The 26,296-nt window shown below is 60.8% G+C and carries 22 protein-coding genes; 13 read left to right on the forward strand and 9 right to left on the reverse strand.

The genetic code is table 11. The features are described 5' to 3' along the window. Nucleotides 1–123: 123 nt before the first annotated feature. From HU767_RS10700 to HU767_RS10715, 4 genes are all read right to left on the reverse strand, one after another. Nucleotides 124–870 (reverse strand): FadR/GntR family transcriptional regulator, encoded by a 747-nt coding sequence (locus tag HU767_RS10700; protein ID WP_186710795.1) that lies wholly within the window; start codon nucleotides 868–870, stop codon nucleotides 124–126. A gap of 277 nt (nucleotides 871–1,147) precedes the next feature. After that, nucleotides 1,148–2,875 carry an ABC transporter ATP-binding protein/permease gene (locus tag HU767_RS10705; RefSeq protein WP_186729503.1) on the reverse strand — a complete coding sequence of 576 codons (1,728 nt, stop codon included), beginning with the start codon at nucleotides 2,873–2,875 and terminating at the stop codon, nucleotides 1,148–1,150. Nucleotides 2,876–2,966: 91 nt separating this feature from the next. Continuing rightward, on the reverse strand, nucleotides 2,967–3,527 hold the full coding sequence (locus HU767_RS10710) for a response regulator transcription factor (protein ID WP_003177957.1): 561 nt from the start codon (nucleotides 3,525–3,527) through the stop codon (nucleotides 2,967–2,969). Further along, a complete protein-coding gene (locus tag HU767_RS10715) occupies nucleotides 3,524–4,783 on the reverse strand; it encodes an ATP-binding protein (protein WP_186710791.1) in 1,260 nt (419 codons plus the stop codon). Before HU767_RS10715 ends, HU767_RS10710 begins: the two co-directional genes overlap by 4 nt. Before the next feature lie 332 nt (nucleotides 4,784–5,115). Here HU767_RS10715 and HU767_RS10720 point away from each other — a divergent pair, with 332 nt between their 5' ends. After that, a complete protein-coding gene (locus tag HU767_RS10720; RefSeq protein WP_186729504.1) occupies nucleotides 5,116–5,832 on the forward strand; it encodes an SIMPL domain-containing protein in 717 nt (238 codons plus the stop codon). 186 nt (nucleotides 5,833–6,018) lie between these two features. On the opposite strand, the gene HU767_RS10725 is transcribed toward HU767_RS10720, so the two are convergent. Next, complete coding sequence (locus HU767_RS10725; protein WP_186710780.1) at nucleotides 6,019–6,402, reverse strand: DUF6124 family protein; 384 nt, start codon at nucleotides 6,400–6,402, stop codon at nucleotides 6,019–6,021. Between the two features lie 1,374 nt (nucleotides 6,403–7,776). Here HU767_RS10725 and HU767_RS10730 point away from each other — a divergent pair. From HU767_RS10730 to HU767_RS10765, 8 genes are all read left to right on the forward strand, one after another. Next, nucleotides 7,777–9,402 (forward strand): ABC transporter substrate-binding protein, encoded by a 1,626-nt coding sequence (locus tag HU767_RS10730; protein ID WP_186729505.1) that lies wholly within the window; start codon nucleotides 7,777–7,779, stop codon nucleotides 9,400–9,402. A 395-nt stretch (nucleotides 9,403–9,797) separates the two neighbouring features. Next, nucleotides 9,798–11,399: an ABC transporter substrate-binding protein gene (locus HU767_RS10735; RefSeq protein ID WP_186706012.1), complete on the forward strand. Its 1,602-nt coding sequence runs from the start codon at nucleotides 9,798–9,800 to the stop codon at nucleotides 11,397–11,399. A 170-nt stretch (nucleotides 11,400–11,569) separates the two neighbouring features. After that, nucleotides 11,570–12,985: an OprD family porin gene (locus HU767_RS10740; RefSeq protein ID WP_186729506.1), complete on the forward strand. Its 1,416-nt coding sequence runs from the start codon at nucleotides 11,570–11,572 to the stop codon at nucleotides 12,983–12,985. A 75-nt stretch (nucleotides 12,986–13,060) separates the two neighbouring features. Continuing rightward, nucleotides 13,061–14,656 (forward strand): ABC transporter substrate-binding protein, encoded by a 1,596-nt coding sequence (locus HU767_RS10745; protein ID WP_186729507.1) that lies wholly within the window; start codon nucleotides 13,061–13,063, stop codon nucleotides 14,654–14,656. Between the two features lie 75 nt (nucleotides 14,657–14,731). Further along, the gene (locus HU767_RS10750; RefSeq protein ID WP_030139822.1) at nucleotides 14,732–15,742 is read left to right on the forward strand and encodes an ABC transporter permease subunit; all 1,011 of its coding nucleotides are present in this window, start codon (nucleotides 14,732–14,734) and stop codon (nucleotides 15,740–15,742) included. 10 nt (nucleotides 15,743–15,752) lie between these two features. Continuing rightward, nucleotides 15,753–16,664, forward strand: a complete 912-nt coding sequence (locus tag HU767_RS10755; RefSeq protein ID WP_186706009.1) for an ABC transporter permease subunit — start codon at nucleotides 15,753–15,755, stop codon at nucleotides 16,662–16,664. 10 nt (nucleotides 16,665–16,674) lie between these two features. Continuing rightward, the gene (locus tag HU767_RS10760) at nucleotides 16,675–17,643 is read left to right on the forward strand and encodes an ABC transporter ATP-binding protein (protein WP_186729508.1); all 969 of its coding nucleotides are present in this window, start codon (nucleotides 16,675–16,677) and stop codon (nucleotides 17,641–17,643) included. Further along, complete coding sequence (locus tag HU767_RS10765) at nucleotides 17,643–18,623, forward strand: peptide ABC transporter ATP-binding protein (protein WP_030139820.1); 981 nt, start codon at nucleotides 17,643–17,645, stop codon at nucleotides 18,621–18,623. Before HU767_RS10760 ends, HU767_RS10765 begins: the two co-directional genes overlap by 1 nt. A gap of 223 nt (nucleotides 18,624–18,846) precedes the next feature. On the opposite strand, the gene HU767_RS10770 is transcribed toward HU767_RS10765, so the two are convergent. The 4 genes from HU767_RS10770 to HU767_RS10785 all read right to left on the reverse strand — a co-directional run bounded on the left by HU767_RS10770 (nucleotide 18,847) and on the right by HU767_RS10785 (nucleotide 21,992). Beyond that, entirely contained in the window at nucleotides 18,847–19,098 is a 252-nt protein-coding gene (locus HU767_RS10770; protein ID WP_186729509.1) for a hypothetical protein, read from the reverse strand. Nucleotides 19,099–19,632: 534 nt separating this feature from the next. Continuing rightward, nucleotides 19,633–21,222 carry a peptide chain release factor 3 gene (locus tag HU767_RS10775; RefSeq protein WP_186729510.1) on the reverse strand — a complete coding sequence of 530 codons (1,590 nt, stop codon included), beginning with the start codon at nucleotides 21,220–21,222 and terminating at the stop codon, nucleotides 19,633–19,635. 214 nt (nucleotides 21,223–21,436) lie between these two features. Continuing rightward, nucleotides 21,437–21,766 (reverse strand): XRE family transcriptional regulator, encoded by a 330-nt coding sequence (locus tag HU767_RS10780; RefSeq protein ID WP_186729511.1) that lies wholly within the window; start codon nucleotides 21,764–21,766, stop codon nucleotides 21,437–21,439. A gap of 4 nt (nucleotides 21,767–21,770) precedes the next feature. Continuing rightward, nucleotides 21,771–21,992: a type II toxin-antitoxin system RelE/ParE family toxin gene (locus HU767_RS10785; protein ID WP_346343464.1), complete on the reverse strand. Its 222-nt coding sequence runs from the start codon at nucleotides 21,990–21,992 to the stop codon at nucleotides 21,771–21,773. A gap of 381 nt (nucleotides 21,993–22,373) precedes the next feature. On the opposite strand from HU767_RS10785, the gene HU767_RS10790 reads away from it, so the two are divergent. The 4 genes from HU767_RS10790 to HU767_RS10805 are packed head-to-tail and all read left to right on the forward strand — an operon-like array spanning nucleotide 22,374 to nucleotide 25,813. Continuing rightward, a complete protein-coding gene (locus HU767_RS10790) occupies nucleotides 22,374–23,063 on the forward strand; it encodes an ABC transporter permease (protein ID WP_186729542.1) in 690 nt (229 codons plus the stop codon). 24 nt (nucleotides 23,064–23,087) lie between these two features. Further along, nucleotides 23,088–23,990 carry a glycine betaine ABC transporter substrate-binding protein gene (locus tag HU767_RS10795; protein WP_186729513.1) on the forward strand — a complete coding sequence of 301 codons (903 nt, stop codon included), beginning with the start codon at nucleotides 23,088–23,090 and terminating at the stop codon, nucleotides 23,988–23,990. Between the two features lie 15 nt (nucleotides 23,991–24,005). Beyond that, the gene (locus HU767_RS10800; RefSeq protein ID WP_030139812.1) at nucleotides 24,006–24,659 is read left to right on the forward strand and encodes an ABC transporter permease; all 654 of its coding nucleotides are present in this window, start codon (nucleotides 24,006–24,008) and stop codon (nucleotides 24,657–24,659) included. Continuing rightward, a complete protein-coding gene (locus tag HU767_RS10805) occupies nucleotides 24,656–25,813 on the forward strand; it encodes an ABC transporter ATP-binding protein (RefSeq protein ID WP_186729514.1) in 1,158 nt (385 codons plus the stop codon). The genes HU767_RS10800 and HU767_RS10805 overlap by 4 nt, the downstream gene beginning before the upstream one ends. The last annotated feature ends 483 nt before the right edge of the window (nucleotides 25,814–26,296 follow it).

A 26,296-nucleotide genomic window follows, 5' to 3' on the forward strand; every position in this document is an offset into this window, starting at 1 on the left:
GACAGCAGCGACTGCAATTTATCTGATCCATCGAGGAGTCAGGTTTGGGTCTGCTGCGCAGCCCAGCGGGAGCAAGCTCCCTCGCCACAAAAACGCCCCTGCCACATAGAATAGCGAAGCGCCTTAACCCTGCGCCTGCGCCTCTTCATGGGCCTGGCGCAGCCGTTCGCGGCTGTTGGTCAGGTGCAAACGCATGGCCGCACGGGCCGCGTCGGAGTCCTGGCGAGCGATGGCTTCGTAGATTTCCTCGTGCTCGCGGCTCAGGCGATCCATGTAGTGCTGGTGGTCGTCATGGGCCAGGCGCGCCGAGTTCAGCCGGGTACGCGGGATGATGCTGGTGCCCAGGTGGGTCATGATGTCGGTGAAGTAGCGGTTGCCGGTGGACAGGGCGATTTCCAGGTGGAAGGCGAAGTCCGAGGCCACCGCGTCGCTGGCATGGGCCGCGCTTTCGTTCAAGGCGTCGAGCGCCGCCCGCATCGCCGCGAGTTGCTCGTCGCTGCGACGCTGCGCCGCGAGCCCAGCGGATTCCACTTCCAGGCTGATGCGCAATTCCAGGATCGCCAGCACGTCCCGCAAGGTAACCACGGTAGCCGGGTCGATGCGGAAACCGCTCGGGCTGGGCGTGTCCAGCACGAAGGTGCCGATGCCATGGCGAGTTTCCACCTGGCCGGCCGCCTGCAACCGGGAAATCGCCTCGCGCACCACGGTGCGGCTGACGCCATGGGCTTCCATGATCGCCGACTCGGTGGGCAATTTATCACCGCGCTTGAGCAGACCGTCGCGAATCTGCTCGGTCAGCACCGTCACCAGCTCCTGCGCCAGGCTGCGGCGCTTGCGGGGAAAGCGTGGTACTTCGATCGGGGTTTCCATGGGGCTGTGTCTCGGTAAACGGCTGAATGGCAACATCATAGCGCAACGTGGTTGTACGATCACCGGGGGTGCAGTGGCGAGTCGGGTGCTGGCACCGAGTCGGCTGCATCGCGAGCGGGCTCGCTCCCACATGGGATCGGTTGTAGAGCTAAACACCCGGTTCACCCCAAACCCTTGTGGGAGCGGGCTTGCTCGCGAAGGCGGCGGGTCAGATACATCAATGTCAACTGACACCCCGCCTTCGCGAGCAAGCCCGCTCCCACAGGTTTTTCGGTGGTCAGGCGGTTACGGTGCGCTCCACCAGTTGGCCATTTTCGATACGCACATGTCGCGGATGGAACCGTTTCAAACTGCTTCGGTGACCAACGCTGACAATGCTCAGCCCCGGCAACTGGTCGATAAGCGCCTGATACAGCGTCGCCTCGTCTTCTTCATCCATCGCCGAGGTCGCTTCGTCCATGTACAACCAAAGCGGCGCATAAAGCAATGCGCGGGCAAAGGCCAGGCGTTGTTGCTCGCCAGGCGAGAGCATGCGCTGCCAGTGGTTGCTTTCGTCCAGGCGCGGGATCAGGTGCGGCAGGCGGCAGGTTTCCAGCACCTGTGCATAACGTTCGTTGGGGTAGACGTCGCCGGCCTGTGGATAACTCAACACTTCCCGCAGGCTGCCAATCGGCAGGTAGGGTTTTTGCGGCAGGAACAAGTAGCGCGCCGCCGGAAGCCGGATCATCCCGTGCCCCGCAGGCCACAAATGCCCCATTGCGCGCAACAGGGTGGATTTGCCGCTGCCGGAACGACCGCTGAGCATGACCCGCTCGCCAGATTCCACATTCATATCGGCGTTGTCGAGCAGATGACGCCCGTCAGCCAAGTCCAACCCGAGGTTGCGGACCGCCAACGCGTCGCCCTGGTTCTGCACATCGATGGCCGGCACGCGGTCTTCGTTGTCACTCATCGCCTGGCGGAAACTCAGCAGACGATCACAGGTGGCACGCCACGCGGCGAGGTTGGCGTAGGCGGTGATGAACCAACTGAAGTTCTCCTGCACGTTACCGAACGCGGAGTTGATCTGCATGAGCTCGCCCAGCTGGATCTTGCCCGCGAAATAACGCGGCGCGGCGACGATGAACGGGAAGATGATCGCGATCTGGCCGTAGCCGGACGTGAAGAACGTCAGGCGCTTGGACACGCGCATGATGTCCCAGAAGTTGTGCCAGACCAGGCCGAAACGACCGCTCAGGCGACGATTCTCGTTGGGCTCGCCGCCATACAGCGCAATGCTCTCGGCGTTCTCGCGCACCCGCACCATGGAGAAACGCAGGTCGGCTTCGAAACGCTGCTGGTTGTTGTTCAGGCCGATCAGGCGACGGCCGATCAGGTGCGTCAGCCAACTGCCCACCGCCGCATACACCAACGCAGCCCAGAACATGTAGCCGGGGATGGTGTAGCCGAACACTTCGATGCTGCCTGACACGCCCCACAAGATAATCGAGAACGACACTAGGCTGACGACCGTGCGAAGCAGCCCCAAGCCCAGTTCCAGTGTGTTGGAGGTGAAACTGTTGAGGTCTTCGGAAATCCGCTGGTCGGGGTTATCGGTATAGCCGCCCTGCTCCAGCCGGTAGTAATTCTTGTTGTTGAGCCAGCGGGCAAAATGCTGCTCGGTGAGCCAGGCCCGCCAGCGGATGGTGAGCATCTGCGTGAGGTACAAACGGTACACCGCGCCGAGGATCGCCACCGCCGCAATGCCGCAGAAATACAGGATCAACCGCCAGAATGCCGCAGTGTCCTTCTCTTGGAGGGCGTTATAGAAGTCCCTGTACCAACTGTTGACCCACACCGAGATTGCCACGCTGAACAACGACAGCGCGATCACGGCAATCAACAGCGTCCAGGCCTTGCCCTTCTCCTCACTGCGCCAGTACGGCGTGGTCATCTGCCAGACACGGCGGAAAAACTGGCCGCGCACCGCGTCATTGACCGCGGAATATTCAGCGTTCTGATTCATGGTTAAGGCTCATAGGAGAAAAAACTCGGGCCGATCATAAAGCAACGGCCCGATGTGTCGCGAGGGTGGACAGCATTTGTTCAGCGCAGGTTCAGCGACGTACCGGGCGCTTTTGCAATTTGCGCTGCAAGGTCCGCCGATGCATGCCCAAGGCGCGGGCGGTGGCGGAGATATTGCCTTCGTGCTCGGTCAGCACGCGCTGGATGTGTTCCCATTGCAGGCGATCCACCGACATGGGGTTTTCCGGCACCAGGGTGTCGAGGTCGGCGTGTTCGGACAGCAGCGCCGCCAGCACGTCATCGGCATCCGCTGGTTTGCACAGGTAATTGCAAGCGCCGCGCTTGATGGCCTCGACCGCGGTGGCGATGCTCGAATAACCGGTGAGGATCACCACGCGCATCTCCGGGTCCAGCTCCAGCAGTTTGGGCAGCAGTACCAGGCCCGAATCGCCGTCCATCTTCAGGTCGAGGGCGGCGTAGTCCGGCAAGTCGGCCTGGGCGATGGTCAGGCCCTCCTCGGCAGAACCTGCAGTGCTCACGCGAAAACCGCGACGGGACATGGCCCGGGCCATGACGCGGGTGAAGGTGGCGTCGTCGTCCACCAGCAGCAGGTGCGGCAGTTCTTCGCCGTCGACTTGGATCTCGTCACTCATGTTTCGTCTCCTCGGTCGGCATGGGGCAGGCGCAGCTCGGTGAGCGTGCCGCCTTCCTCATGGGGGTAGAGTTTCACCGAGCCGCCGGCGCGTGTCACGCTGGCTTTGCTCAAGAACAGGCCCAGGCCGAAACCCTTGCCCTTGGTCGTGAAAAACGGTTTGCCGATCTGCTCGGCAATCGCCAGCGGCACACCGGCGCCGTGGTCGCGGATACAGATCGTCAATTCATAGGCATCCCAATCCAATACCACTTCCAAACCTTCGGGGCAGGCGTCGGCGGCATTGTTCAACAGGTTCAGCAAGGCCTGGGTCAAATCCGGCGGCGGCGCCATGCGTGGCACCGTGCCCTTGCCCAGGCACTGGAAGCGATAACTGGCCTCCGGACGCATCAAATGCCAGCGATTCAGGGCATCATCGAGCCAGAAGGTGACCGCCTGCATGTCGATGTCCAGCCGGCGGTTGGCCTCGGCGGCGCGCACCAGGTATTGCAGGGTTTCCTTGCAGAGCTTGACCTGGTCCTGCAACACGCCGAGGTCTTCCTGCAACGCCGGGTCTTTATGATCCTGGCGCATTTCCTTGAGCAGCACACTCATGGTCGCCAGCGGCGTGCCCAACTCATGGGCGGCACCGGCGGCCTGGGTCGCTACGGCCAATAGTTGCTCGTCCCGCAGGCCTTCTTCGCGGCGGATCGCCCGCAGCTCCTCCTGGCGACGCAGCTCCTCGGCCATGCGCGCGGCAAAAAACGTGATGACCGCCGCGGCCAGGGCGAAACTCAGCCACATACCGTAGATCTGCAGGTTTTCCCGGGCGATGGGGAAGGTTTCCAGCGGATAGAAACGCGCCAGCAGCAAGGTGTACAGCGCCAGGGCGATGCCGGAAAGGATGAGCGAATACCGCCACGGCAACGTCACGGCGGCGATGGTCAGCGGCACCAGGTAATAGGAGACAAAAGGATTGGTGGAGCCGCCGGAGAAATACAGCAGCGCACTGTGGATAAACAGATCGCAGGCCAGCTGTACGGCGTATTCAAGCTCGGTCACCGGCCAGGACGCGCGCAGGCGAATCGCCGTCAGCGCGCACAGCACGCTGGAACAGACCAGGGTGATCGCCAGTTGCAGCCAGGGCAGCGGCAGCAGGTCGAACCAATAGGCGAGCCCCACGGAACCGGCCTGGGCCGCCAGGACCAGGATGCGGATGAATGTCAGGCGCCAGAGGTTCTGGCGAGAGGCGGAAGTCATTTGCAAGGGGGCGAGCATGAGCTCTCCTGATGAGCGCTCCAGGCGAATCGCACGGAGTATAACCAAGGCGGGGGTTGCAGCGGCAGATATGCGGCAAAGCGCCACAGCCCCGCATGCTACCTATAACCCCCTGTGGCGAGGGAGCTTGCTCCCGCTGGACTGCGCAGCAGGCCCAAAAGACTACGACTGCTACGCAGCCGAGCGGGAGCAAGCTCCCTCGCCACAAAAGCTCCACCAACCTTCGCATCTGTATAGAAGTTGTAACTGTGCGAACCCAACCATAAACGCTAGAGTCTTATCGTTCACGCAGGCCCGGAACCAACCCCTGCGCATCATCCCAAGGAGCTTTCATGCACACGTTCAGTCGCCCCGCCGCCCTGCTCGCCCTCAGCCTCGGCACCGTCGCCAGCCTGCCGGCCCTGGGCGCCGATGAGCTGCACTACAACCAGATCTCCCTGCGCGCCGAAGCCAGCCAGGAAGTGGCCCGCGACCTGATGATCGTCACCCTCTACACCGAAGAACAGAACACCGACCCGGCCAAACTCGCCGCCGCCGTCAGCACCACCCTGAACAAAGCCATCGGCCAGGCCAAACAGGTCAAGGGCATCAACTTGAGCCAGGGCAGTCGCAACAGCTACCCGATCTACGACAACAAAGGTGGGAAAATCACCGGTTGGCGCGAACGCGCGGAACTGCGCCTGGAAAGCGCCGACTTCGCCGCCCTGTCCAAACTCACCGGCGAATTGCTCACCGACATGAAAATGGCCGGCATGGACTTCGCCATCGCCACCGCCACCCGCCAGACCAGCGAGGACGCCCTGCTCAAGGACGCCGTCAACGCCTTCAAGGCCCGCGCCCAACTGGCCACTGAAGCCTTGGGTGGCAAGGGTTATAAGATCGTCAACCTGAACCTCAACTCCACCGGTTATCCACAACCGTACATGCGCCCGCAGATGATGATGAAAGCGGCGTCGATGGATGCCGAGTCGGTGACGCCTGAGGTGGAAGCGGGCACCAGCAAGGTGACGATGACGGCGGATGGGGCGATTGAGGTGTTGATGCAATAAAGTTGGCAGGGTTTCAGCCAGTTCGTTACTGGCTGAAACTCCTGCTCTGTGGCGAGGGAGCTTGCTCCCGCTGGGCTGCGCAGCAGACCCAAACCTGACACCTCGGTGTATCAGATGGATACAGTTGCCGCTGTTGGGGCCGCTTCGCGCCCCAGCGGGAGCAAGCTCCCTCGCCACAGGGGGTTGTCACGGTGCAGGGCTGGCCGGTGCTTCGAGCTGATCCAACGCCTTGTCCACCAGCAACTGGCACAACTCCACCAACTGATGAATCCCCAGCGCCACGCTGCGCCGCGTGCCCTCCACTTCGAAAGCGAGGTCCTCGGCCATGGCTTTTATCGAGGCCAGGGTTTCGGAGGTGCTGGTCAGTAGTGTGTCGGCGTCGGCTTTGGCGGTGACGGAAAACAGGCTGTCGATGCGCTGATCGGTGCTTGGCTCTGGAGGTTTGGGGTTGAGGTAATGATTGAGGGCGCGCTCGGCGGCGGCGCGGTCTTTGAGTAGGTCTTCGATGGAGTCGAAGCCGGAAAGGGGGTTGGTTTTGTTGAAGGGTGGGTCGGGGACTGACTTATCCATATTCAATACTCCTGCTTAAAAGTTGGAGCCATTCTTGTGTCGTTTCCACGCGACAAAAGGTGGCAGCGGTACGCGGGGTGGAAATACCGGTTAGCAGGACCCGGCCAGACCGAAGTCTGCCCACGCACAGCCGCCAAGACGCAGTTTGCAGACGAAACCAGACGTCGGCAACACGAATACAGCCATGCCACTGCTAAAGGTTCAGGTTTCCACACCCGGTCGCTGATTAGGCAGCGACATTCAAAGGTTAGAGAGCCCACTTCCGAGCGGCAACCCTAAAAAGTTGTGGGATGTTTCGTTTCGAGGCCGGTGATCCTTCCGACATAAATGCATGACTCATCACACTTACTGGCGCTGCCCCCCCGTGGCGAGGGAGCTTGCTCCCGCTGGGCTGCGAAGCAGCCCCCAAACCTGACGCCTCGGTACGTCAGATGGATGCAGTCGCTGCTGTTGGGGCCGCTTCGCGCCCCAGCGGGAGCAAGCTCCCTCGCCACGGGTTTGGTGGTCGGCGGGAAATAGGCATATTGCTTCGACCTCTACACAATAGTTTTGACATCTCCAAAAACATCACGAAAGAACTGTCCACGTTTTATGGAATGTGGACAGCGAAAGATTAGGCCTCCTTGAAAAGTCAAAATATTTTTCTTAGGCATGAAATGACCAGCCTTCACACCTGGGCTTTCAGGCCACCTTCGCGAACAAACCCACACACAACTGATCGAGTACATTCGTGAGAGATAGGCCGGCTACTAGGCCGCCTTCGCGAGCAGGCTCGCTCCCACAATGGATTGGGATATGACCGGGAGAGCCAGGTCGGCTACCAGGCCGCCTCGCGAGCAAGCTTTGCTCCCACAGATCCGACGGTGTACGACCGGAAGAACCAGGTCAGCTTCCAGGCCACCTCGCCCCGAAGCATACGCAAAAACCCCCAGGCGCCACTCCAGAAAGCCAGAGGTTGCGCCAGGCGCCACCCTCGACCCATGGGCAATGCCGGTGCATCGATTGAACCCTGGACCGAAGATAACGGCGCCTCCGGCAGCGATAAACAAAAAGGGGCCGGATCTCAAACTCAGCCCATTCAGCCCTATCCCCCTCTACGACGTGGGTTTGAAGAGGTAAAACCCGCCCTTTCCCGGTGCGCCAAAGCCACGCGGCGCACCGGGAAAGGGCGCCAATCGCCCTTAAAAAACGCGCGCAAACGATCAAATGCGTCAGAAGTTACACAGATGCGACATTAAGGTACGTTCGTGCCACTGTTTCAGACTTGAAACCGCTCTGGATCTTGCATTGGGTATGGGGCCTGCATAAGTATCCGCAGGACGACTCACGAGGTCGCCCTCAAATCCAAAAATGACAACAAATCATGAGGCCAACATGCTTAAACACGCGGTCATTCCGTTTTTAGTCGGTGCAGGCTTGTTAGCCAGCGCTCCCTTCGCTTCCGCCGCGACTAACCTGGTGTTCTGCTCCGAAGGCAGCCCGGCCGGCTTCGACCCTGGTCAGTACACCACCGGAACCGACTTCGACGCCTCTGCAGAGACCATGTTCAACCGCCTGACCCAGTTTGAGCGCGGCGGCACCGCCGTGATTCCTGGTCTGGCCACCAAGTGGGACATTTCCGAAGACGGCCTCACCTACACCTTCCATCTGCGTGAAGGCGTCAAGTTCCACACCACCTCGTACTTCAAGCCGACCCGCGAATTCAACGCCGACGACGTGCTGTTCACGTTCAACCGCATGATCAACAAGGACGACCCTTTCCGTAAGGCGTACCCGACCGAATTCCCGTACTTCACCGACATGGGGATGGACACCAACATCACCAAGATCGATAAAGTCGACGACCACACCGTCAAGTTCACCCTCAAAGATGTCGACGCTGCGTTCATCCAGAACCTGGCCATGAGCTTCGCTTCGATCCAGTCCGCCGAGTACGCTGCCCAGCTGCTCAAGGATGGCAAGGCCCCGGACATCAACCAGAAGCCGGTCGGCACTGGCCCATTCGTGTTCAAGAGCTACCAGAAAGACTCCAACATCCGCTACACCGGGAACAAGGACTACTGGAAGCCTGAAGACGTGAAGATCGACAACCTGATCTTCGCCATCACCACCGACCCGTCGGTGCGCATGCAGAAACTCAAGAAAAACGAATGCCAGATCACCCTCTTCCCACGCCCGGCCGACCTCAAGGCCCTGAAGGAAGACAAGGCACTGAAGATGCCTGACCAGGCGGGTTTCAACCTGGGCTACATCGCCTACAACGTGATGGACAAGATCAAGGGCAGCAACGAGCCGAACGTGTTGGCAGACCTGAAAGTCCGCCAGGCGTTGGACATGGCGGTCAACAAGCCGCAGATCATCGATTCGGTCTACCAGGGCGCCGGCCAGTTGGCTGTCAACGCCATGCCGCCAACCCAATGGTCCTACGACACCACCATCAAGGATGCCAAGTACGATCCTGAGAAAGCCAAGGAACTGCTCAAGGAAGCCGGCGTCAAGGAAGGCACCAACATCACCTTGTGGGCGATGCCGGTACAGCGTCCGTACAACCCGAACGCCAAGCTGATGGCCGAGATGCTGCAGTCCGACTGGAAGAAGATCGGCCTGAACGTCAACATCGTCAGCTACGAATGGGGCGAGTACATCAAGCGTTCCAAAGGTGGCGAGAACCAGGCGATGATCATTGGCTGGAGCGGCGACAACGGTGACCCGGACAACTGGCTCAACGTGCTGTTCGGCTGCGACTCGCTGGCCGGCAACAACTTCTCCAAATGGTGTGACAAGAAGTTCGACGGCCTCGTGAAAGAAGCCAAGCGCACCACCGACCAGGCCAAGCGCACCGAACTGTACAAACAGGCACAACACGTCCTCAAGGATGCCGTGCCGATGACACCTATCGCTCACTCGACGGTGTATCAACCCATGCGCGCCAACGTGCAGGACTTCAAGATCAGCCCATTTGGCTTGAACTCCTTCTACGGCGTCAGCGTCAGCAAATAAGGTGACCTGTGGCGAGGGAGCTTGCTCCCGCTGGGCCGGTCCGACGCCTCGGGCGTAGCGGCCCCTTTTTTAAGCGCGATGGTGTACCAACAACACCATCGCGAGCAGGGCTCGCTCCCACGGCATGCCGTTGCTTTAAGCCAAGACTCAGGAAATCGCCTACATCCAAAAGCACTGCGTACCACAGCAGTTGGTTTAGGACGTATCGCCTTTTCCCACAAGTCTTTCAGGCATTACGCATTTACCCCCAGGCCCACGACTCATACCGTCGGGGCCTGGACGGCTTGCTGATCCTGCGGCATCGCTACGCAATGGAATGAGCTCAGTGCTCCGGACCTGCCCTCGGACAGACACCGGCTCACTGGTAAAACACCCCGAACGAGAGAGGGAGCGTCATGCGCCATACCTTGGTTTTATCCGCATTGCTGGGCACCGGCCTGTTGGCCGCGACATCCGCCACCCAAGCCGCCGGCGGCAGCCTGGTGTTCTGTTCCGAAGGCAGCCCCGCCGGTTTCGACACCGCGCAGTACACCACCGCGACTGATAACGATGCCGCCGAACCGCTGTACAACCGCCTGGCCGAGTTCGAAAAAGGCGCGACCAATGTCGTCCCGGGCCTGGCGACGAGCTGGGACATTTCCGAAGACGGCTTGAAATACACTTTCCACCTACGCGAAGGAGTGAAGTTTCATACGACTGATTACTTCACGCCGACCCGGGATTTCAACGCCGACGACGTGCTTTTCACGTTCAATCGCATGCTCGATCCGCAGCATCCGTTCCGCAAGGCCTACCCCACCGAGTTCCCGTACTTCAACGGCATGAGCCTGAACAAGAACATCGCCAAGGTGGAAGCGACCGGGCCGCTGACGGTGGTGATGACCCTCAACAGCGTGGACGCCGCGTTCATCCAGAACATCGCCATGAGCTTCGCCGCGATCCTGTCGGCCGAATACGCCGACCAACTGCTCAAGAGCGGCAAGCCGAGCGACATCAACCAGAAGCCGATCGGCACCGGGCCGTTCGAATTCAAGAGCTATCAGAAAGACTCCAACATCCGCTACGTCGCCAACGATAAGTATTGGGCGCCGGAACGGGTGAAACTGAAGAACCTGATTTTCTCCATCAACACCGACGCCTCGGTGCGGGTACAGAAGCTCAAGGCCAACGAATGCCAGGTCACCCTGCATCCACGTCCGGCCGACGTGCCGGCCTTGAAGAACGACCCCAAGTTGCAGTTGATCGAGAAGCCCGGCTTCAACCTCGGCTACATCGCCTACAACACCCGTCACAAACCGTTCGACCAGGTCGAAGTGCGCCAGGCCCTGGACATGGCGGTGAACAAGCAAGGCATTCTCAACGCCGTGTACCAGGGCGCGGGGCAACTGGCTCAGAACGCCATGCCACCGACCCAATGGTCCTACGACGACACCATCAAGGACACGCCTTACAACCCGGAAAAAGCCAAGGAGTTGCTCAAGGCCGCCGGCGTCAAGGAAGGCACCGAAATCACCCTTTGGGCCATGCCCGTGCAACGTCCGTACAACCCCAACGCCAAGTTGATGGCCGAGATGCTCCAGGCGGATTGGGCGAAGATCGGCCTGAAAGTGAAGATCGTCAGCTATGAATGGGGCGAGTACATCAAGCGCACCAAGAACGGCGAGCACGACATCAGCCTGATCGGTTGGACCGGCGACAACGGTGATCCGGACAACTGGCTGGGCACGCTGTACAGCTGCGATGCCATTGGCGGCAACAACTACTCCATGTGGTGTGACCAGGATTACGACAAGCTGATCAAGCAGGCCAAGGTCGTCACCGACCGCGACCAGCGCACCGTGCTCTACAAACAGGCCCAGCAGTTGCTCAAGCAGCAAGTGCCGATCACCCCTGTTGCCCACTCGACGGTCAACCAGCCGCTGAGTGCCAAAGTCGAAGGGTTCAAAGTCAGCCCCTTCGGTCGCAACGTGTTCTCGGGCGTCAGCCTGAACCCATAACCGTCTAGTCGCACAGCGAGGGCTTCCCTGGAAGCCCTCACGCAGACGTCTTGCCTGAATTCGTCGATCAGGCGCGATGCAAACGTTTGCTAGCTGTGAATGAGTTGTAAACCGTTAGCCGAATCATCCAAAAGGATCGGCACAAAAAAAAAGAAAAAGGAGCGTTACCGATGAAACTGAGCAGCACCGCGATACTGGCCTTGGCCATCAGCAGCATTACCGCAACGGCTTTCGCAGAATCCCAGAGCCAGGCGGTCACCCCGGTGACCCTCAAGAGCACCAGCGAGCAAAGCGAAGCCAAGGGCTTCATCGACGGCCAATCCGTCACGGGTAGCACGCGCAACTGGTACGCCAACGAGCAATTCAAGCGCGGCACGAAACTCACCTATCGCAAGAACGGCGAAGCACGCGAGACCGACCGCCGGATCAACTGGCTGCAAGGCACCATCATCAAGTACAACTCGGGCTTCACTGAAGGCACTGTGGGCTTCAGCACCGAACTGGCCGCCTACAACGCCATCGCCCTGGACCAGGACCGCAAGGACCTGGCGTCCAACAACGGCGGTGCACCGACCACCCGCCCTGGCGCCGGCAACAACCGTACCCTGACCCGCGAAGGCGGCGACGCCGTGGGCCAGTGGAGCAAACTGGGCCTGGCCAACCTCAAGGCCCGCGTGTCCAACACCACCCTGACCGCCGGTCGCCAGAACTTCAGCAGCCCGATGGTCGACGTGATCGGCAACCGTGCCCTGCCTTCCAGCTTCCAGGGTGTGAGCCTGCACAGCGAAGAATTCGAAAACCTGGCGTTCGACATCGCCACCTTCGACCGCAACTCGCCACGTACCGAACAGAGCCAGCGCAAGTTCCGCTCCGAATACGGTGACAGCAGCGTCGAGACCGATCACGTCAACACGGCCGGTATCACCTACCAGCCACTGGCCAGCCTGAAGACCAGCCTGTGGGCGACCGAAGCCGAGGACATGTGGAACCAGTACTACTTCGGCGCCACCCATGAACTGGGCGACAGCTCGGTGCTGAGCCTGACCACCGGCCTGAACTACTACAAGACCGTGGATTCAGGCAAAAGCAAGCTGGGCGAGATCGACAACGACACCTACTCTCTGTCGTTCGGCCTGACGCACCAGGCCCATAGCCTGACGTTCTCGTACCAGGAAGTGAACGGTAACGAGTACTTCGACTACCTGCACGAAACCAACGGCATCTACCTGGCCAACTCCCTGCTGTCGGACTTCAACGGCCCGAACGAGAAATCCTTCCAGATCGCCTACGGCCTGAACATGGCCGAATACGGCGTGCCTGGCCTGAAGTTCAACATCTACCAGGCGCGTGGCTGGGGCATCGACGGTACGCACTACAACAGCACCGGTTATAGCGACGTACGGGCCATGGACGGTGAGCACCACTACGAATACGGCGTCGGCGCGTCCTATGCCGTACAGAGCGGTCCTCTGAAAGCCACCGCGATCCGTGCGACCTACACCGCACACCGCGCCAGCGAAAACCAGGCCGACGGCAGCCTCAACGAGTTCCGCCTGGTCACCACCATTCCGTTCAACATTCTCTAAACTGCCACCGGGCGGTCGACTCACGAGGTCGCCCGTCCGGTCTTTTGCCATTTACCCGATTGCAGAGGATTGACGATGAACATGATTCCCCTACGCGCCGCCATCGCCGCCGCGCTGCTGAGCGTTGCCGTTGGCGCCACGGCCAAGCCCCTGGTGGTTTGCACAGAAGCCAGTCCGGAAGGCTTCGACATGGTCCAGTACACGACTGCAGTCACCGCCGATGCCGTGGCGGAAACCATTTTCAATCGCCTGGCCGATTTCAAGCCCGGCACCACTGAAGTGATTCCAGCCCTGGCCGAATCCTGGGACATCAGTGACGACGGCCTGACGTACACCTTCCACCTGCGCAAGGGCGTCAAGTTCCACACCACCGACTATTTCAAGCCGACCCGCGACATGAACGCCGACGATGTGGTCTGGAGTTTCCAGCGCCAGCTGGACCCGAACCACCCCTGGCACAAACTGTCGAGCGTGGGTTTCCCGTACTTTGAAAGCATGGGCTTCAAGGAGCTGCTGAAAAACGTCGAGAAAGTCGACGAGCACACGGTCAAGTTCACCCTGACCCGCCGCGAAGCGCCGTTCCTGGCCGACATCGCCATGGCGTTCTCTTCGATCTACCCGGCTGAATACGCCGACCAGTTGCTCAAGGCAGGCAAGGCCGGCGACTTGAACAGCAAGCCGATCGGCACCGGCCCGTTCGTGTTCCAGCGCTATAACAAGGACGCCCAGGTTCGCTTCAAGGCCAACCCGGACTACTTCCGTGGCAAGCCGCCGGCCGATGCGCTGGTACTGGCCATCGCCACCGACAACAACGTGCGCATGCAGAAGCTCAAGACCAACGAGTGCCAGATCGCGCTGTACCCCAAACCCGATGACATCCCCAGCATCAAGAAAGACCCGAACCTGAAGGTCACCGAGCTGGACGCGATGACCGTCTCGTATACCGCGTTGAACACCAGCAAGAAGTACATGAGCGACGTGCGGGTGCGCAAAGCCATCGACCTGGCCTTCGACAAGGAAGCCTACGTCAACGCGCTGTTCGGCAAGGGCAACGCCACCGCGGCGGTCAACCCGTACCCGCCAACCCTGCTGGGCTTCAACCACGACTTGAAGAACCCGGCCCGCGACCTCGACAAGGCGCGCCAGTTGCTCAAGGAAGCCGGCGTGCCGGAAGGCACCGTGTTCACCCTGTTCACCCGCAACGGCGGCGGCCCGACCAACCCCAACCCGATGCTCGGCGCGCAAATGATGCAGGCCGACCTGGCGAAAGTCGGGATCAAGATCGACATCCGCGTGATGGAATGGGGCGAAATGCTCAAGCGCGCGAAAAACGGCGAGCACGACATGGTCTCCGCCGGATGGGCGGGTGATAACGGCGACCCGGATAACTTCCTGACGCCTATGCTCAGTTGCGAGGCCGCCAAGAACGGCGAAAACTACGCGCGCTGGTGCAACGAGAAATTCCAGGCGCTGCTCGACCAGGCACGCGCCACAGTGAACCCCGAGGAGCGCGCGAAGCTCTATGAGCAGGCCCAGGTGATTTTCAACCAGGACCAGCCATGGATCAGCATGGCCCACACCCGCATGTTCACGGCAATGCGCAACAACGTAGAGGGCTACGTGATTAGCCCGCTCACCACCAACAACTTCGCCACCACCCAGGTGAAGTAGATAAGAAAACGCCCGGCATCCCTGATCCCAGGGCTTGCCGGGCACGCCTAACCGGCTGATGAGGTACACCTGAAGATGTTTAGTTTTATTGCCCGCCGACTGGGATTATTGATCCCCACGTTCTTCGGCATCACCTTGCTGACCTTCGCGTTGATTCGCATGATCCCCGGCGACCCCGTGGAAGTGATGATGGGCGAACGTCGGGTCGATCCCGAAATGCATGCACAGGCAATGGAACGCCTTGGCCTCAACAAACCGTTGTATGCCCAGTATCTGGACTACATCGGCAAACTGGCCCATGGCGATCTCGGCGAATCGCTGCGCACCCGTGAAAGCGTATGGACCGAGTTCAGCTCCCTGTTTCCCGCGACCCTGGAACTGTCCATGGCCGCCCTGTTGTTCGCCGGTATCCTGGGCCTGCTGGCCGGGGTGATCGCGGCACTCAAGCGAGGATCCCTGTTCGACCATGGGGTGATGGGCATCTCCCTGGCGGGGTATTCGATGCCGATCTTCTGGTGGGGCCTGATCCTGATCATGTTCTTCTCGGTGTCCCTGGGCTGGACGCCAGTGTCGGGACGGATCGACCTGCTCTACGACATCGAACCGAAAACCGGCTTCATGCTGATCGACACGCTGCTGGCCGATGAGCCGGGCGCGTTCCTCGATGCCCTGCATCACCTGATCCTGCCGGCCATCGTGCTGGGCACCATTCCGCTGGCGGTGATCGCCCGCATGACCCGCTCTTCGATGCTCGAAGTGTTGCGCGAAGACTACATCCGCACCGCCAAGGCCAAGGGCCTGTCGCCGTCGCGCGTGGTGTTCGTGCATGGCCTGCGCAACGCGCTGATCCCGGTGCTGACCGTGGTCGGCCTGCAAGTCGGCACGCTGCTGGCCGGTGCGGTCCTGACCGAAACGATCTTCTCCTGGCCGGGCATCGGCAAGTGGCTGATCGAAGCCATCGGCGCCCGGGACTACCCCGTGGTGCAGAACGGCATCCTGTTAATCGCCTGCCTGGTGATTCTGGTCAACTTCGTCGTGGACATCCTCTACGGCTTTGCCAACCCACGCATCCGTCACCAGCGCTGAGATCAAGACCATGAGTACTCCAACTACCGCGGTAGCAGTCGATCAAAGCCTGCTGTACCCGTCCCCGTACAAAGAATTCTGGCAGGCGTTTTCCCGCAACAAGGGCGCCGTCGCCGGGCTGATGTTCATGATCCTGATCGTGTTCTGCGCGATCTTCGCACCGTGGGTCGCGCCGCATGACCCGAGCGAGCAATACCGCGACTTCCTGCTCACGCCGCCGGCGTGGCTTGAAGGTGGGCAGATGCAATTCCTGCTGGGCACCGACGAGCTGGGCCGCGACCTGCTGTCGCGGCTGATCCAGGGCTCGCGGCTGTCGCTGCTGATCGGCTTGTCGTCGGTGGTGATGTCGTTGATTCCGGGCATCCTGCTGGGGCTGTTCGCCGGGTTCTTCCCGCGCATCCTCGGCCCGACCATCATGCGCCTGATGGACATCATGCTGGCCCTGCCGTCGCTGCTGCTGGCCGTGGCGATCGTCGCCATCCTCGGCCCAGGCCTGATCAACACCGTGATCGCCATCGCCATCGTCTCGCTGCCGTCCTACGTGCGCCTGACCCGCGCCGCCGTGATGGGCGAACTGAACCGCGACTACGTGACCGCCGCCCGCCTGGCCGGCGCCGGCCTGCCGCGCCTGATGTTCATCACCGTGCTGCCCAACTGCATGGCACCGCTGATCGTCCAGGCGACCTTGAGCTTTTCCTCGGCGATCCTCGACGCCGCCGCCCTGGGTTTCCTCGGCCTCGGCGTCCAGCCACCGACCCCTGAGTGGGGCACCATGCTGGCCTCGGCCCGCGACTACATCGAACGCGCCTGGTGGGTCGTGAGCCTGCCTGGCTTGACCATTTTGCTCAGCGTGCTGGCAATCAACCTGATGGGCGACGGCCTGCGCGATGCGCTGGACCCGAAACTCAAGAATGCCGCCTGAGGAGATTCCCATGTCACTGCTAGAAATCAAGAATCTCAACGTCCGCTTCGGCGACGCCACCGCCGTGCCGGTGGTCGACGGCCTCGACTTGAGCGTAGACAAAGGCGAAGTCCTGGCGATCGTCGGCGAATCGGGCTCGGGTAAATCCGTGACCATGATGGCGCTGATGGGGCTGATCGAGCACCCTGGCATCGTCACCGCCGATGCGCTGAACTTCGACGGCAAGAACATGCTCAAGCTGAGCAACCGCCAGCGTCGGCAGATCGTCGGCAAGGACCTGGCGATGGTTTTCCAGGACCCGATGACCGCGCTCAACCCCAGCTACACCGTGGGTTTCCAGATCGAAGAAGTGCTGCGCCTGCACTTGAATATGTCCGGCAAGGCCGCCCGCAAGCGCGCCATCGAGCTGCTGGAAAAAGTCGAGATCCCCGGCGCCGCCAGCCGTATGGACGCCTACCCGCATCAACTGTCCGGCGGCATGAGCCAGCGCGTGGCGATTGCCATGGCGATTGCCGGCGAGCCGAAACTGTTGATCGCCGACGAACCGACCACCGCCCTGGACGTGACCATCCAGGCGCAGATCATGGACCTGCTGCTGGCCCTGCAAAAAGAGCAGAACATGGGCCTGGTGCTGATCACTCACGACTTGGCCGTCGTCGCTGAAACCGCCCAGCGCGTGTGCGTGATGTACGCCGGCCAAGCCGTGGAAGTGGGCCAGGTGCCGCAGCTGTTCGACATTCCCGCCCATCCATACAGCGAAGCGCTGCTGGCGGCGATTCCGGAGCACAGCATGGGCGCCGAGCGCCTGGCGACCTTGCCCGGCATCGTCCCCGGTCGCTACGACCGTCCGCAAGGCTGCCTGCTGTCGCCGCGCTGCCCGTACGTGCAGGACAACTGCCGTCAACAACGTCCGGCCCTCGATCCGAAATCCAACAGCCTCGCCCGCTGCTTCTACCCGTTGAACCAGGAGGTGGCGTGATGGCCGTCGTACTTACCGCCCGTGACCTGACCCGTCATTACGAAGTGTCCCGTGGCATGTTCAAGGGCCATGCGACCGTGCGCGCCCTCAACGGCGTGTCATTCGAACTGGAAGCCGGCAAGACCCTGGCCGTGGTGGGTGAATCCGGTTGCGGCAAATCCACCCTCGCCCGGGCCCTGACGCTGATCGAAGAGCCGTCCGCCGGCTCCTTGAAAATCGCTGGCCAGGAAGTGGCCGGCGCCAACAAGGCCGAACGCAAGCAACTGCGCAAAGACGTGCAGATGGTCTTCCAGAGCCCTTACGCGTCCCTCAACCCGCGGCAGAAAATCGGTGATCAACTGGCCGAGCCACTGCTCATCAACACCAACCTGTCGGCCACCGAGCGGCGCGAGAAAGTCCAGGCGATGATGAAGCAGGTGGGCTTGCGTCCCGAGCATTACCAGCGCTACCCGCACATGTTCTCCGGCGGCCAGCGCCAGCGCATCGCCCTGGCCCGCGCCATGATGCTGCAACCCAAGGTGCTGGTGGCGGATGAGCCAACGTCGGCGCTGGACGTGTCGATCCAGGCCCAGGTGCTGAACCTATTCATGGATTTGCAGCAGGAGTTCAACACCGCCTACGTGTTCATTTCCCACAACCTGGCGGTGGTGCAGCATGTGGCTGACGACGTGATGGTGATGTACCTCGGCCGCCCAGTGGAAATGGGCCCCAACGAGTCCATCTACAGCCGCCCGCTGCACCCGTACACCCAGGCGCTGCTGTCGGCCACCCCGACCATCCACCCGGACCCGAACAAGCCGAAGATCAAGATCGTCGGCGAACTGCCCAACCCGCTCAACCCGCCGTCCGGCTGCGCCTTCCACAAGCGCTGCCCGTACGCGACCGAGCGTTGCAAGACTGAAGAACCGGCGTTGCGCCCGTTGGATAACCGGCTGGTGGCGTGTCACTACGCCGAGCGGTTCCTCGACGGCGCGGCGTAAGGCTAAAAGGCTAAAAGGCTAAAAGGCTAAAAGGCAGCAAAGCACTTAAGGCAGAAAAGCACTTGTGGCGAGGGAGCTTGCTCCCGCTGGACCGGTCCGACGCTTCGGGCGCAGCAGTCCCAAAAAGGGCCGCTACGCGCCCCAGCGGGAGCAAGCTCCCTCGCCACGGGCAATAAAAAACCTCCAGTCCGATCAAGGCTGGAGGTTTTTTCATGTTGGATATCTACGTCTGGCTATCGCCCTCTGCATCCTCATCGTCATCCGGCGTGTCGATTGGCGAACCATCATCATCCTCGCCATCATCCGGATCGCCTGCATCCGCATCGGTCGCGGCAAGCATCAACTCGCCCTGCACCACCGATCCGCTCGATGCATGTTTTTCATGCTCATCGCACTCGGCCCACGCAGCCGTAGAGCCTAAGGAAAGCATCACCAATACCTTTAGCAAAAACATCATGCGCAGCAGCTTATTCATAGCCCAATTCCTTCTTTGCGGGTAAAGCAGAGCCCGACGGCGCTCAAGAGAACCTATATATGAATAGCTCGGTTCACCAGATAAGACGCCCCGGAAGAGCCAGAAATGCCGCCGTTCTACAGATTGATTTCGAATAAGACTTATCTCCAAACCAACTAACCACGCAAATCCCTGTGGGAAGCTAGCTTGCTCGCGATGACGTCGGCACATTCAACATCCAGGCAAGCCGACCCACCGCTATCGCGAGCAGGCTCGCTCCCACAGAGGGATCTGCGCCAAACACAAATTTTCTGTGCTCTGAATTGCTCGCGAAGGGGCCGGCACATCCAACATCCTGGCAAGCCGACCCACCGCTATCGCGAGCAAGCTTTGCTCCCACAGAGGAAACAGTGCCGGACACAAGTTTCTTGCCCACTGAAGATCCAGTGTGGGAGCGAGCCTGCTCGCGAAGAGGCCAGCACATCCAACATCCAGGCAAGCCGACCCACCGCTTTCGCGAGCAAGCTCGCACCCACAATGGGTCACACTTGATGTTTAGTGATGCTCACGCGTCGCACGGAATTTCACGTCCGGCCAGCGCTCTTCCATCAGCGCCAGGTTGACCCGTGTCGGCGCCAGGTAGGTCAAATGTCCACCGCCATCCAGCGCAAGGTTTTCCACAGCCTTGTTGGAGAATTCCTCGAGCTTCTTCTTGTCGCCGCATTCGACCCAACGCGCCGAATACACGGTAATCGGCTCATAGGAGCACTCGACCTTGTATTCCTCTTTCAAGCGACTGGCGACGACGTCGAACTGCAGCACACCAACGGCGCCGAGGATGATGTCGTTGCTGCGCTCCGGGAAGAACACCTGGGTGGCGCCTTCTTCGGCCAGTTGCTGCAAACCTTGGCGCAGTTGCTTGGACTTGAGCGGGTCCTTCAGGCGCACGCGGCGGAACAGTTCCGGGGCAAAGTGCGGGATGCCGGTGAAGCCCAGGGCTTCGCCTTCGGTGAAGGTGTCGCCGATCTGGATAGTGCCGTGGTTGTGCAGGCCGATGATGTCACCGGCGAAGGCCTCTTCCAGTTGCTCGCGCTCCGAGGAGAAGAACGTCAGGGCGTCGCCGATGCGCACGTCCTTGCCGGTGCGCACGTGGCGCATCTTCATGCCTTTTTCGTATTTGCCGGAGCAGATGCGCATGAAGGCGATGCGGTCGCGGTGCTTGGGGTCCATGTTCGCCTGGATCTTGAACACGAAGCCGGCGAACTTCTCTTCCACCGGCTCCACGGTGCGTTCGTTGGCGACACGGGCCAGCGGACGCGGGGCCCAGTCGACCACGGCGTCGAGCACATGGTCCACGCCGAAGTTGCCCAGGGCGGTCCCGAAGAACACCGGGGTCAATTGACCGTCGAGGAATTCCTGCTGGTTGAACTCATGGCAGGCGCCCTGCACCAGTTCCAGTTGCTCGACAAAACGATCGTACTCGTCGCCCAGGTGCGCGCGGGCCTCGTCGGAATCGAGCTTCTCGATGATCTTGGTTTCGGTGCGCTCGTGCCCGTGACCGGCGGTGTAGACGATGATGTAGTCGTCGGCCAGGTGGTACACGCCTTTGAAGTCGCGATAGCAACCGATCGGCCAGGTGATCGGCGCGGCCTTGATCTTCAGGACCGCTTCGATCTCGTCGAGCAATTCGATGGGGTCGCGGATGTCACGGTCGAGTTTGTTGATGAAGCTGACGATCGGCGTGTCCCGCAGACGGCAGACGTCCATCAGCGCAATGGTCCGTGGCTCGACGCCCTTGCCGCCGTCGAGGACCATCAAGGCCGAGTCCACCGCGGTCAGGGTGCGGTAGGTGTCTTCGGAGAAGTCTTCGTGGCCCGGGGTGTCGAGCAGGTTGATCATGTGCTCGCGATACGGGAACTGCATGACCGACGTGGTAATGGAAATACCCCGTTGTTTTTCCATTTCCATCCAGTCGGAGGTGGCATGGCGATCGGACTTGCGGGATTTCACCGTGCCGGCCACCGCAATCGCCTTGCCCATCAGCAAGAGCTTTTCGGTGATGGTGGTCTTACCGGCATCGGGGTGGGAAATAATGGCAAACGTGCGTCTGGCATTGACTTCATTGACAATTTTGCTGTCGGACATCGTTCAAAATCTCGATTGTGCATGCTGTTATGCACACACTGAAAAATTTGCTTTTGGCCGATTGCACAGGCCAGTACAGGGAACCGCGCATTGTAACAAAGGGCGGACGGGAGTGCTCGGTACGATGCCCGATAGCGCTTGGCTGGAACTGCGCACTCGCCGAAAGAGGTTGACTGGAAAACCAAAAGGCCATCCGTCTGGATGGCCTTTTTTCTTACTTGTAGTCCGCGTTCAAATCACGAAGACCTTCCAGCTTCACGGGGCCACGACCGGGAAGCCGGGCAACCAATTCCAGTGTCCCTCCCATAGCCTCAACGTATTCGCGCAGCGTAGAGAGCAGCATGTCGGTACGCTTCTCCACTTTAGAGACATTGCCTTGCTTCATGTGGAGAAGACCCGCCATAGTCTCCTGCGTGAGATTCAGCTCCTTGCGCAGTTCCTGCAGGGTCATCTGTTCTGCAATGAGCTCCGCGCCGCGCTGTTCGATCTTTTGTCGACGGGCTGCGGGAAGCCCTTTCATAATCTCGTCAATTGACTTAGCCATTGCCTTACCCTTTCTTCAGTGTGCTCAGGTGTCGGTCAAAGCGGACATCTGCTGTCTTGATCAAGTCCTTATAGAACTTCTTCTGGCTTCCGCCTGACTTGTCATCACCAATCAGCAGGACGGCTTTCCTTTCTGGATCGAACGCGAAGGCCACACGCCAGACCCCGTTATCAGCCTTGAAACGCAACTCTTTCATATTGGCGTGCTTTGAGCCGTTAAGAGTGATTCCATACGGCCTGTTTTATCACGGGAAACCGCCTGGCAGGTGACTCAAAAAAGGGCAGAAACTATAGCTCAACTTGTGCCAGGAACCGAACCGTTGAGCATATCCGGGGTGGCCAAATGCTGTCCCGCATGGGAACCTTTTGCCCGGTGGAGACGTCCACCCCCCTGATACGAGCAACCGTCAGGGCCTGAAAAATCAGCAAGTTAGCCTGACGAGGCTGCGCTCATGGCTCGCTTCGACGGTCGTTTTACCGGCCTCGAAAAGAGCTGCTTCTCGCGAACGTTTTCCCGGCAATCCGTGATGGTTTGCCGCCCGGGGAGGCGTGCGCCGACTGAAAGACAAAGGAGTCCGCCTGTGGCTATCCGCTATGGCAAAGGGCTTATGGGGGGTGCGGTCGTCGTCGCCCTCCTGGCCCTGTTGGTCCACTGGATCGGCATCGATACGATCCAACGCTACCGCGACGATCTGCTGTTCTACCTGCAAGCGCACCTGATGCTTGTACTGGCTTCCATGTTGGCGGCCCTGATGGTCGGCATCCCCGCCGGCATCGCCCTTAGCCGCCCCGGCATGGTCGGGCGCGCCGAACGCTTCATGCAAGTGTTCAACATCGGCAATACCGTGCCGCCCCTGGCTGTGCTGGCCATCGCCCTCGGCATCCTGGGCATCGGCAGCGGGCCCGCCATCTTCGCCCTGTTCCTCGCCTCGCTGTTGCCCATCGTACGCAACACCTATGAAGGCCTGAAAAACGTCCAGGGCTCCCTCAAGGAAGCCGCCGTCGGCATCGGCATGACCCCGCGCCAGGTGCTGTGGAAAGTCGAGTTGCCCAACGCCGTGCCGATCATCGTCGGTGGCGTGCGCGTAGCGTTGGCGATCAACGTCGGCACCGCCCCGCTGGCTTTCCTGATCGGTGCCAACAGCCTCGGCAGCCTGATCTTCCCCGGCATTGCCTTGAACAACCAGCCGCAATTGTTGCTCGGCGCCGCTTGCACGGCGCTGCTGGCATTGCTGCTCGACGGTCTGGTGACACTCGCCAGCCGCTTCTGGCTGGAACGTGGCTTGCGCCCGTCCTGAGCCTGGCTGGATAAAGGAATCGTTATGAAGAAGTTGAGCTTGATCCTGGGCTGCCTGTTGCTGTTCGCAGGTTTTGCCCAAGCCGCAGAAAAACCGCTGATCCGCCTCGGCGCCCGCGTATTCACCGAGCAGACCTTGCTGGCGGAAATCACCGCCCAATACCTGCGCAGCAAAGGCTACGACGCGCAGATTACCGGCGGCCTGGGCAGCAACCTGGCCCGCAGCGCCCATGAAACCGGGCAGTTGGACCTTCTGTGGGAATACACCGGCGTGTCATTGGTGGCCTACAACCATGTCACCGAGAAACTCGACAGCGCCCAGTCCTACGCTCGGGTGAAAGAACTCGACGCGAAAAAAGGCCTGGTCTGGCTCGCACCGTCGAAATTCAGCAACACCTACGCCTTGGCCCTGCCGGAAAAAGTCGCGAAGAAGTACCCGCAGATCAACTCCATCAGCCAGTTGAACACCGTTTTGCAGGCCGAGGCCGACGAGAACCATCTGGTGGCCCTGGACACCGAGTTCGCCAATCGCTCCGACGGTCTGGCCGGCATGGTCGAACAGTACGACATGAACCTGACCCGCAAGAACATTCGGCAGATGGACGCGGGCCTGGTTTATACCGCCCTGCGCAACAGCCAAGTCTTCGCCGGCCTGGTCTACACCACCGACGGGCGCCTGAATGCGTTCAAATTGAAGCTGCTGGAAGACGACAAGCATTACTTCCCCGACTACACCGCCGCGCCGGTGGTGCGCCAGGCATTCCTCGACGCGCACCCGCAGCTGGCCGCGCAGCTCAAGCCGCTGGCCGAGCTGTTTGATGACGCAACCATGCGCCAGCTCAACGCCCGGGTGGACGTCGATCACGAAAGCCCCTCGGCCGTCGCCGCCGATTTCCTGCGCCAGCATTCGCTGCTCTCAACCCAATGACCTGGAGGAAAAGCCATGGATTTTCTTGACGCCTTTTCCCATCTGGACTGGCCGCTGGTGCTGCACCTGACCTGGCAGCACATCACCCTGGTGGGCATCGCCGTGACCCTGGCGATTGTCATCGGTGTGCCACTGGGCATTTTCATGACCCGTTTCCCGGCGCTTGCCGGCCCTCTGCAAGCCAGCGCCACGGTGCTGCTGACGATCCCGTCAATCGCGCTGTTCGGCCTACTCTTGCCGTTCTACTCCAAGTTCGGCCAAGGCCTGGGGCCAATGCCGGCGATCACCGCGGTGTTTCTCTATTCGCTGTTGCCGATCATGCGCAACACCTACCTGGCCCTGACCGGCGTCGAACCGGGCATCCGTGAAGCCGCCCGCGGCATCGGCATGACCTTCGGCCAGCGCCTGCGCATGGTCGAACTGCCCATCGCCGTGCCGGTGATCCTGGCCGGCGTGCGCACCGCCGTGGTGATGAACATCGGCGTCATGACCATCGCCGCCACCATCGGCGCCGGTGGCCTGGGCGTGCTCATCCTCGCTTCCATCAGCCGCAGCGATATGTCGATGCTGATCGTCGGCGCCGTGCTGGTCAGCCTCCTGGCCATCTTCGCCGACCTGCTCCTGCAATGGCTGCAACGCTCGCTGACTCCTAAAGGACTTCTCAAATGATCGAACTTCAAAACCTCAGCAAAACCTTCAAGAGCAACGGCAAGGATGTAAAAGCCGTGGACTCGGTGAACCTGACCGTCAACGAAGGCGAGATCTGCGTATTCCTCGGGCCGTCGGGCTGTGGCAAGAGCACCACGCTGAAGATGATCAACCGGCTGATCCCGCCGACCTCGGGCAAGGTCTTGATCAACGGCGAAGACACCACCGGCCTCGACGAAGTGACCCTGCGCCGCAACATCGGCTACGTGATCCAGCAGATCGGCCTGTTCCCGAACATGACCATCGAGGAAAACATCACCGTGGTTCCGCGCCTGCTCGGCTGGGACAAGCAGAAATGCCACGACCGCGCCCGCGAATTGATGAGCATGATCAAGCTCGAACCCAAGCAATACCTGCATCGCTATCCCCGGGAGTTGTCCGGCGGCCAGCAACAACGAATCGGCGTGATCCGCGCCCTGGCGGCCGATGCGCCGCTGCTGCTGATGGATGAACCGTTCGGCGCGGTCGACCCGATCAACCGAGAGATGATCCAGAACGAGTTCTTCGAGATGCAACGGGCGCTGAACAAGACCGTGATCATGGTCAGCCACGACATCGACGAGGCCATCAAGCTGGGGGACAAGATCGCGATCTTCCGCGCCGGCAAGCTGGTGCAATGCGATCACCCGGACACGCTGCTGGCGCATCCGGCCGACGAGTTCGTCAGCAACTTCGTCGGTCAGGACAGCACGCTCAAGCGGCTGTTGCTGGTCAAGGCCGAAGACGCGGCGGACAACGCCCCGTCGGTCAGCCCCGAGACGCCGGTGGCCGAGGCGTTGGAACTGATGGACGAACACGACCGGCGCTACGTGGTGGTCACCTGTGCCGAGAACAAGGCCCTGGGTTACGTCCGCCGTCGCGACCTGCACCGCCAGACCGGCACGTGCGGACAATACCTGCGGGAATTCAACGCCACCGCCGCCTACGACGAACACCTGCGGATCCTGCTGTCGCGCATGTACGAGTTCAACCGCTCGTGGCTGCCGGTGCTGGACGCCGAGCGGGTGTTCCTTGGCGAAGTGACCCAGGAATCGATTGCCGAGTACCTGAGCTCGGGGCGTTCGCGCGGGGGCAAGACCAGCATTGTCTCGCCGGCCGAGACTGCCTCAGCCTAGTCAACGGCGACTGCCATTGTGGCGAGGGAGCTTGCTCCCGCTGGGTCGCGCAGCGGCCCCAAAAAAGCGATGAGCGCTTCGCACTCAAGCGGGAGCAAGCTCCCTCGCCACAAAGGCAAAAGCCATATCGAGCAGGCTCGAATACCAATCCGGGGGAACATCAACCTGTCACACCGGTCGGTTACATCATGAGCTGTCGCGGGCCGCACGACGGAGACGTGCAAAAACGCGACATTTTTAGTTGATCTCAGGCCCCTCACGCCCTAAAGTTCGCGCCGAACGTCCATGCTGGAAACGATCCATCCGGCTCAAGTACTGACGACGAGACAGCAAGGCCAAGGGAATCATGCATCCCATGGCCTTTTTGCTTTCGGCGACATGCCTTGGGAAGTAGGCGAACCAAAGTGGGGATACGGAGGACGTTCACGAGGGCTGCTTGCCCTCAAACCCATTGATCCTGATGTTTGCCAGTAGGAGTCCCAA

This window comes from Pseudomonas sp. SWRI179 (genome assembly GCF_014268705.1).
Lineage (GTDB): Bacteria > Pseudomonadota > Gammaproteobacteria > Pseudomonadales > Pseudomonadaceae > Aquipseudomonas > Aquipseudomonas zanjanensis.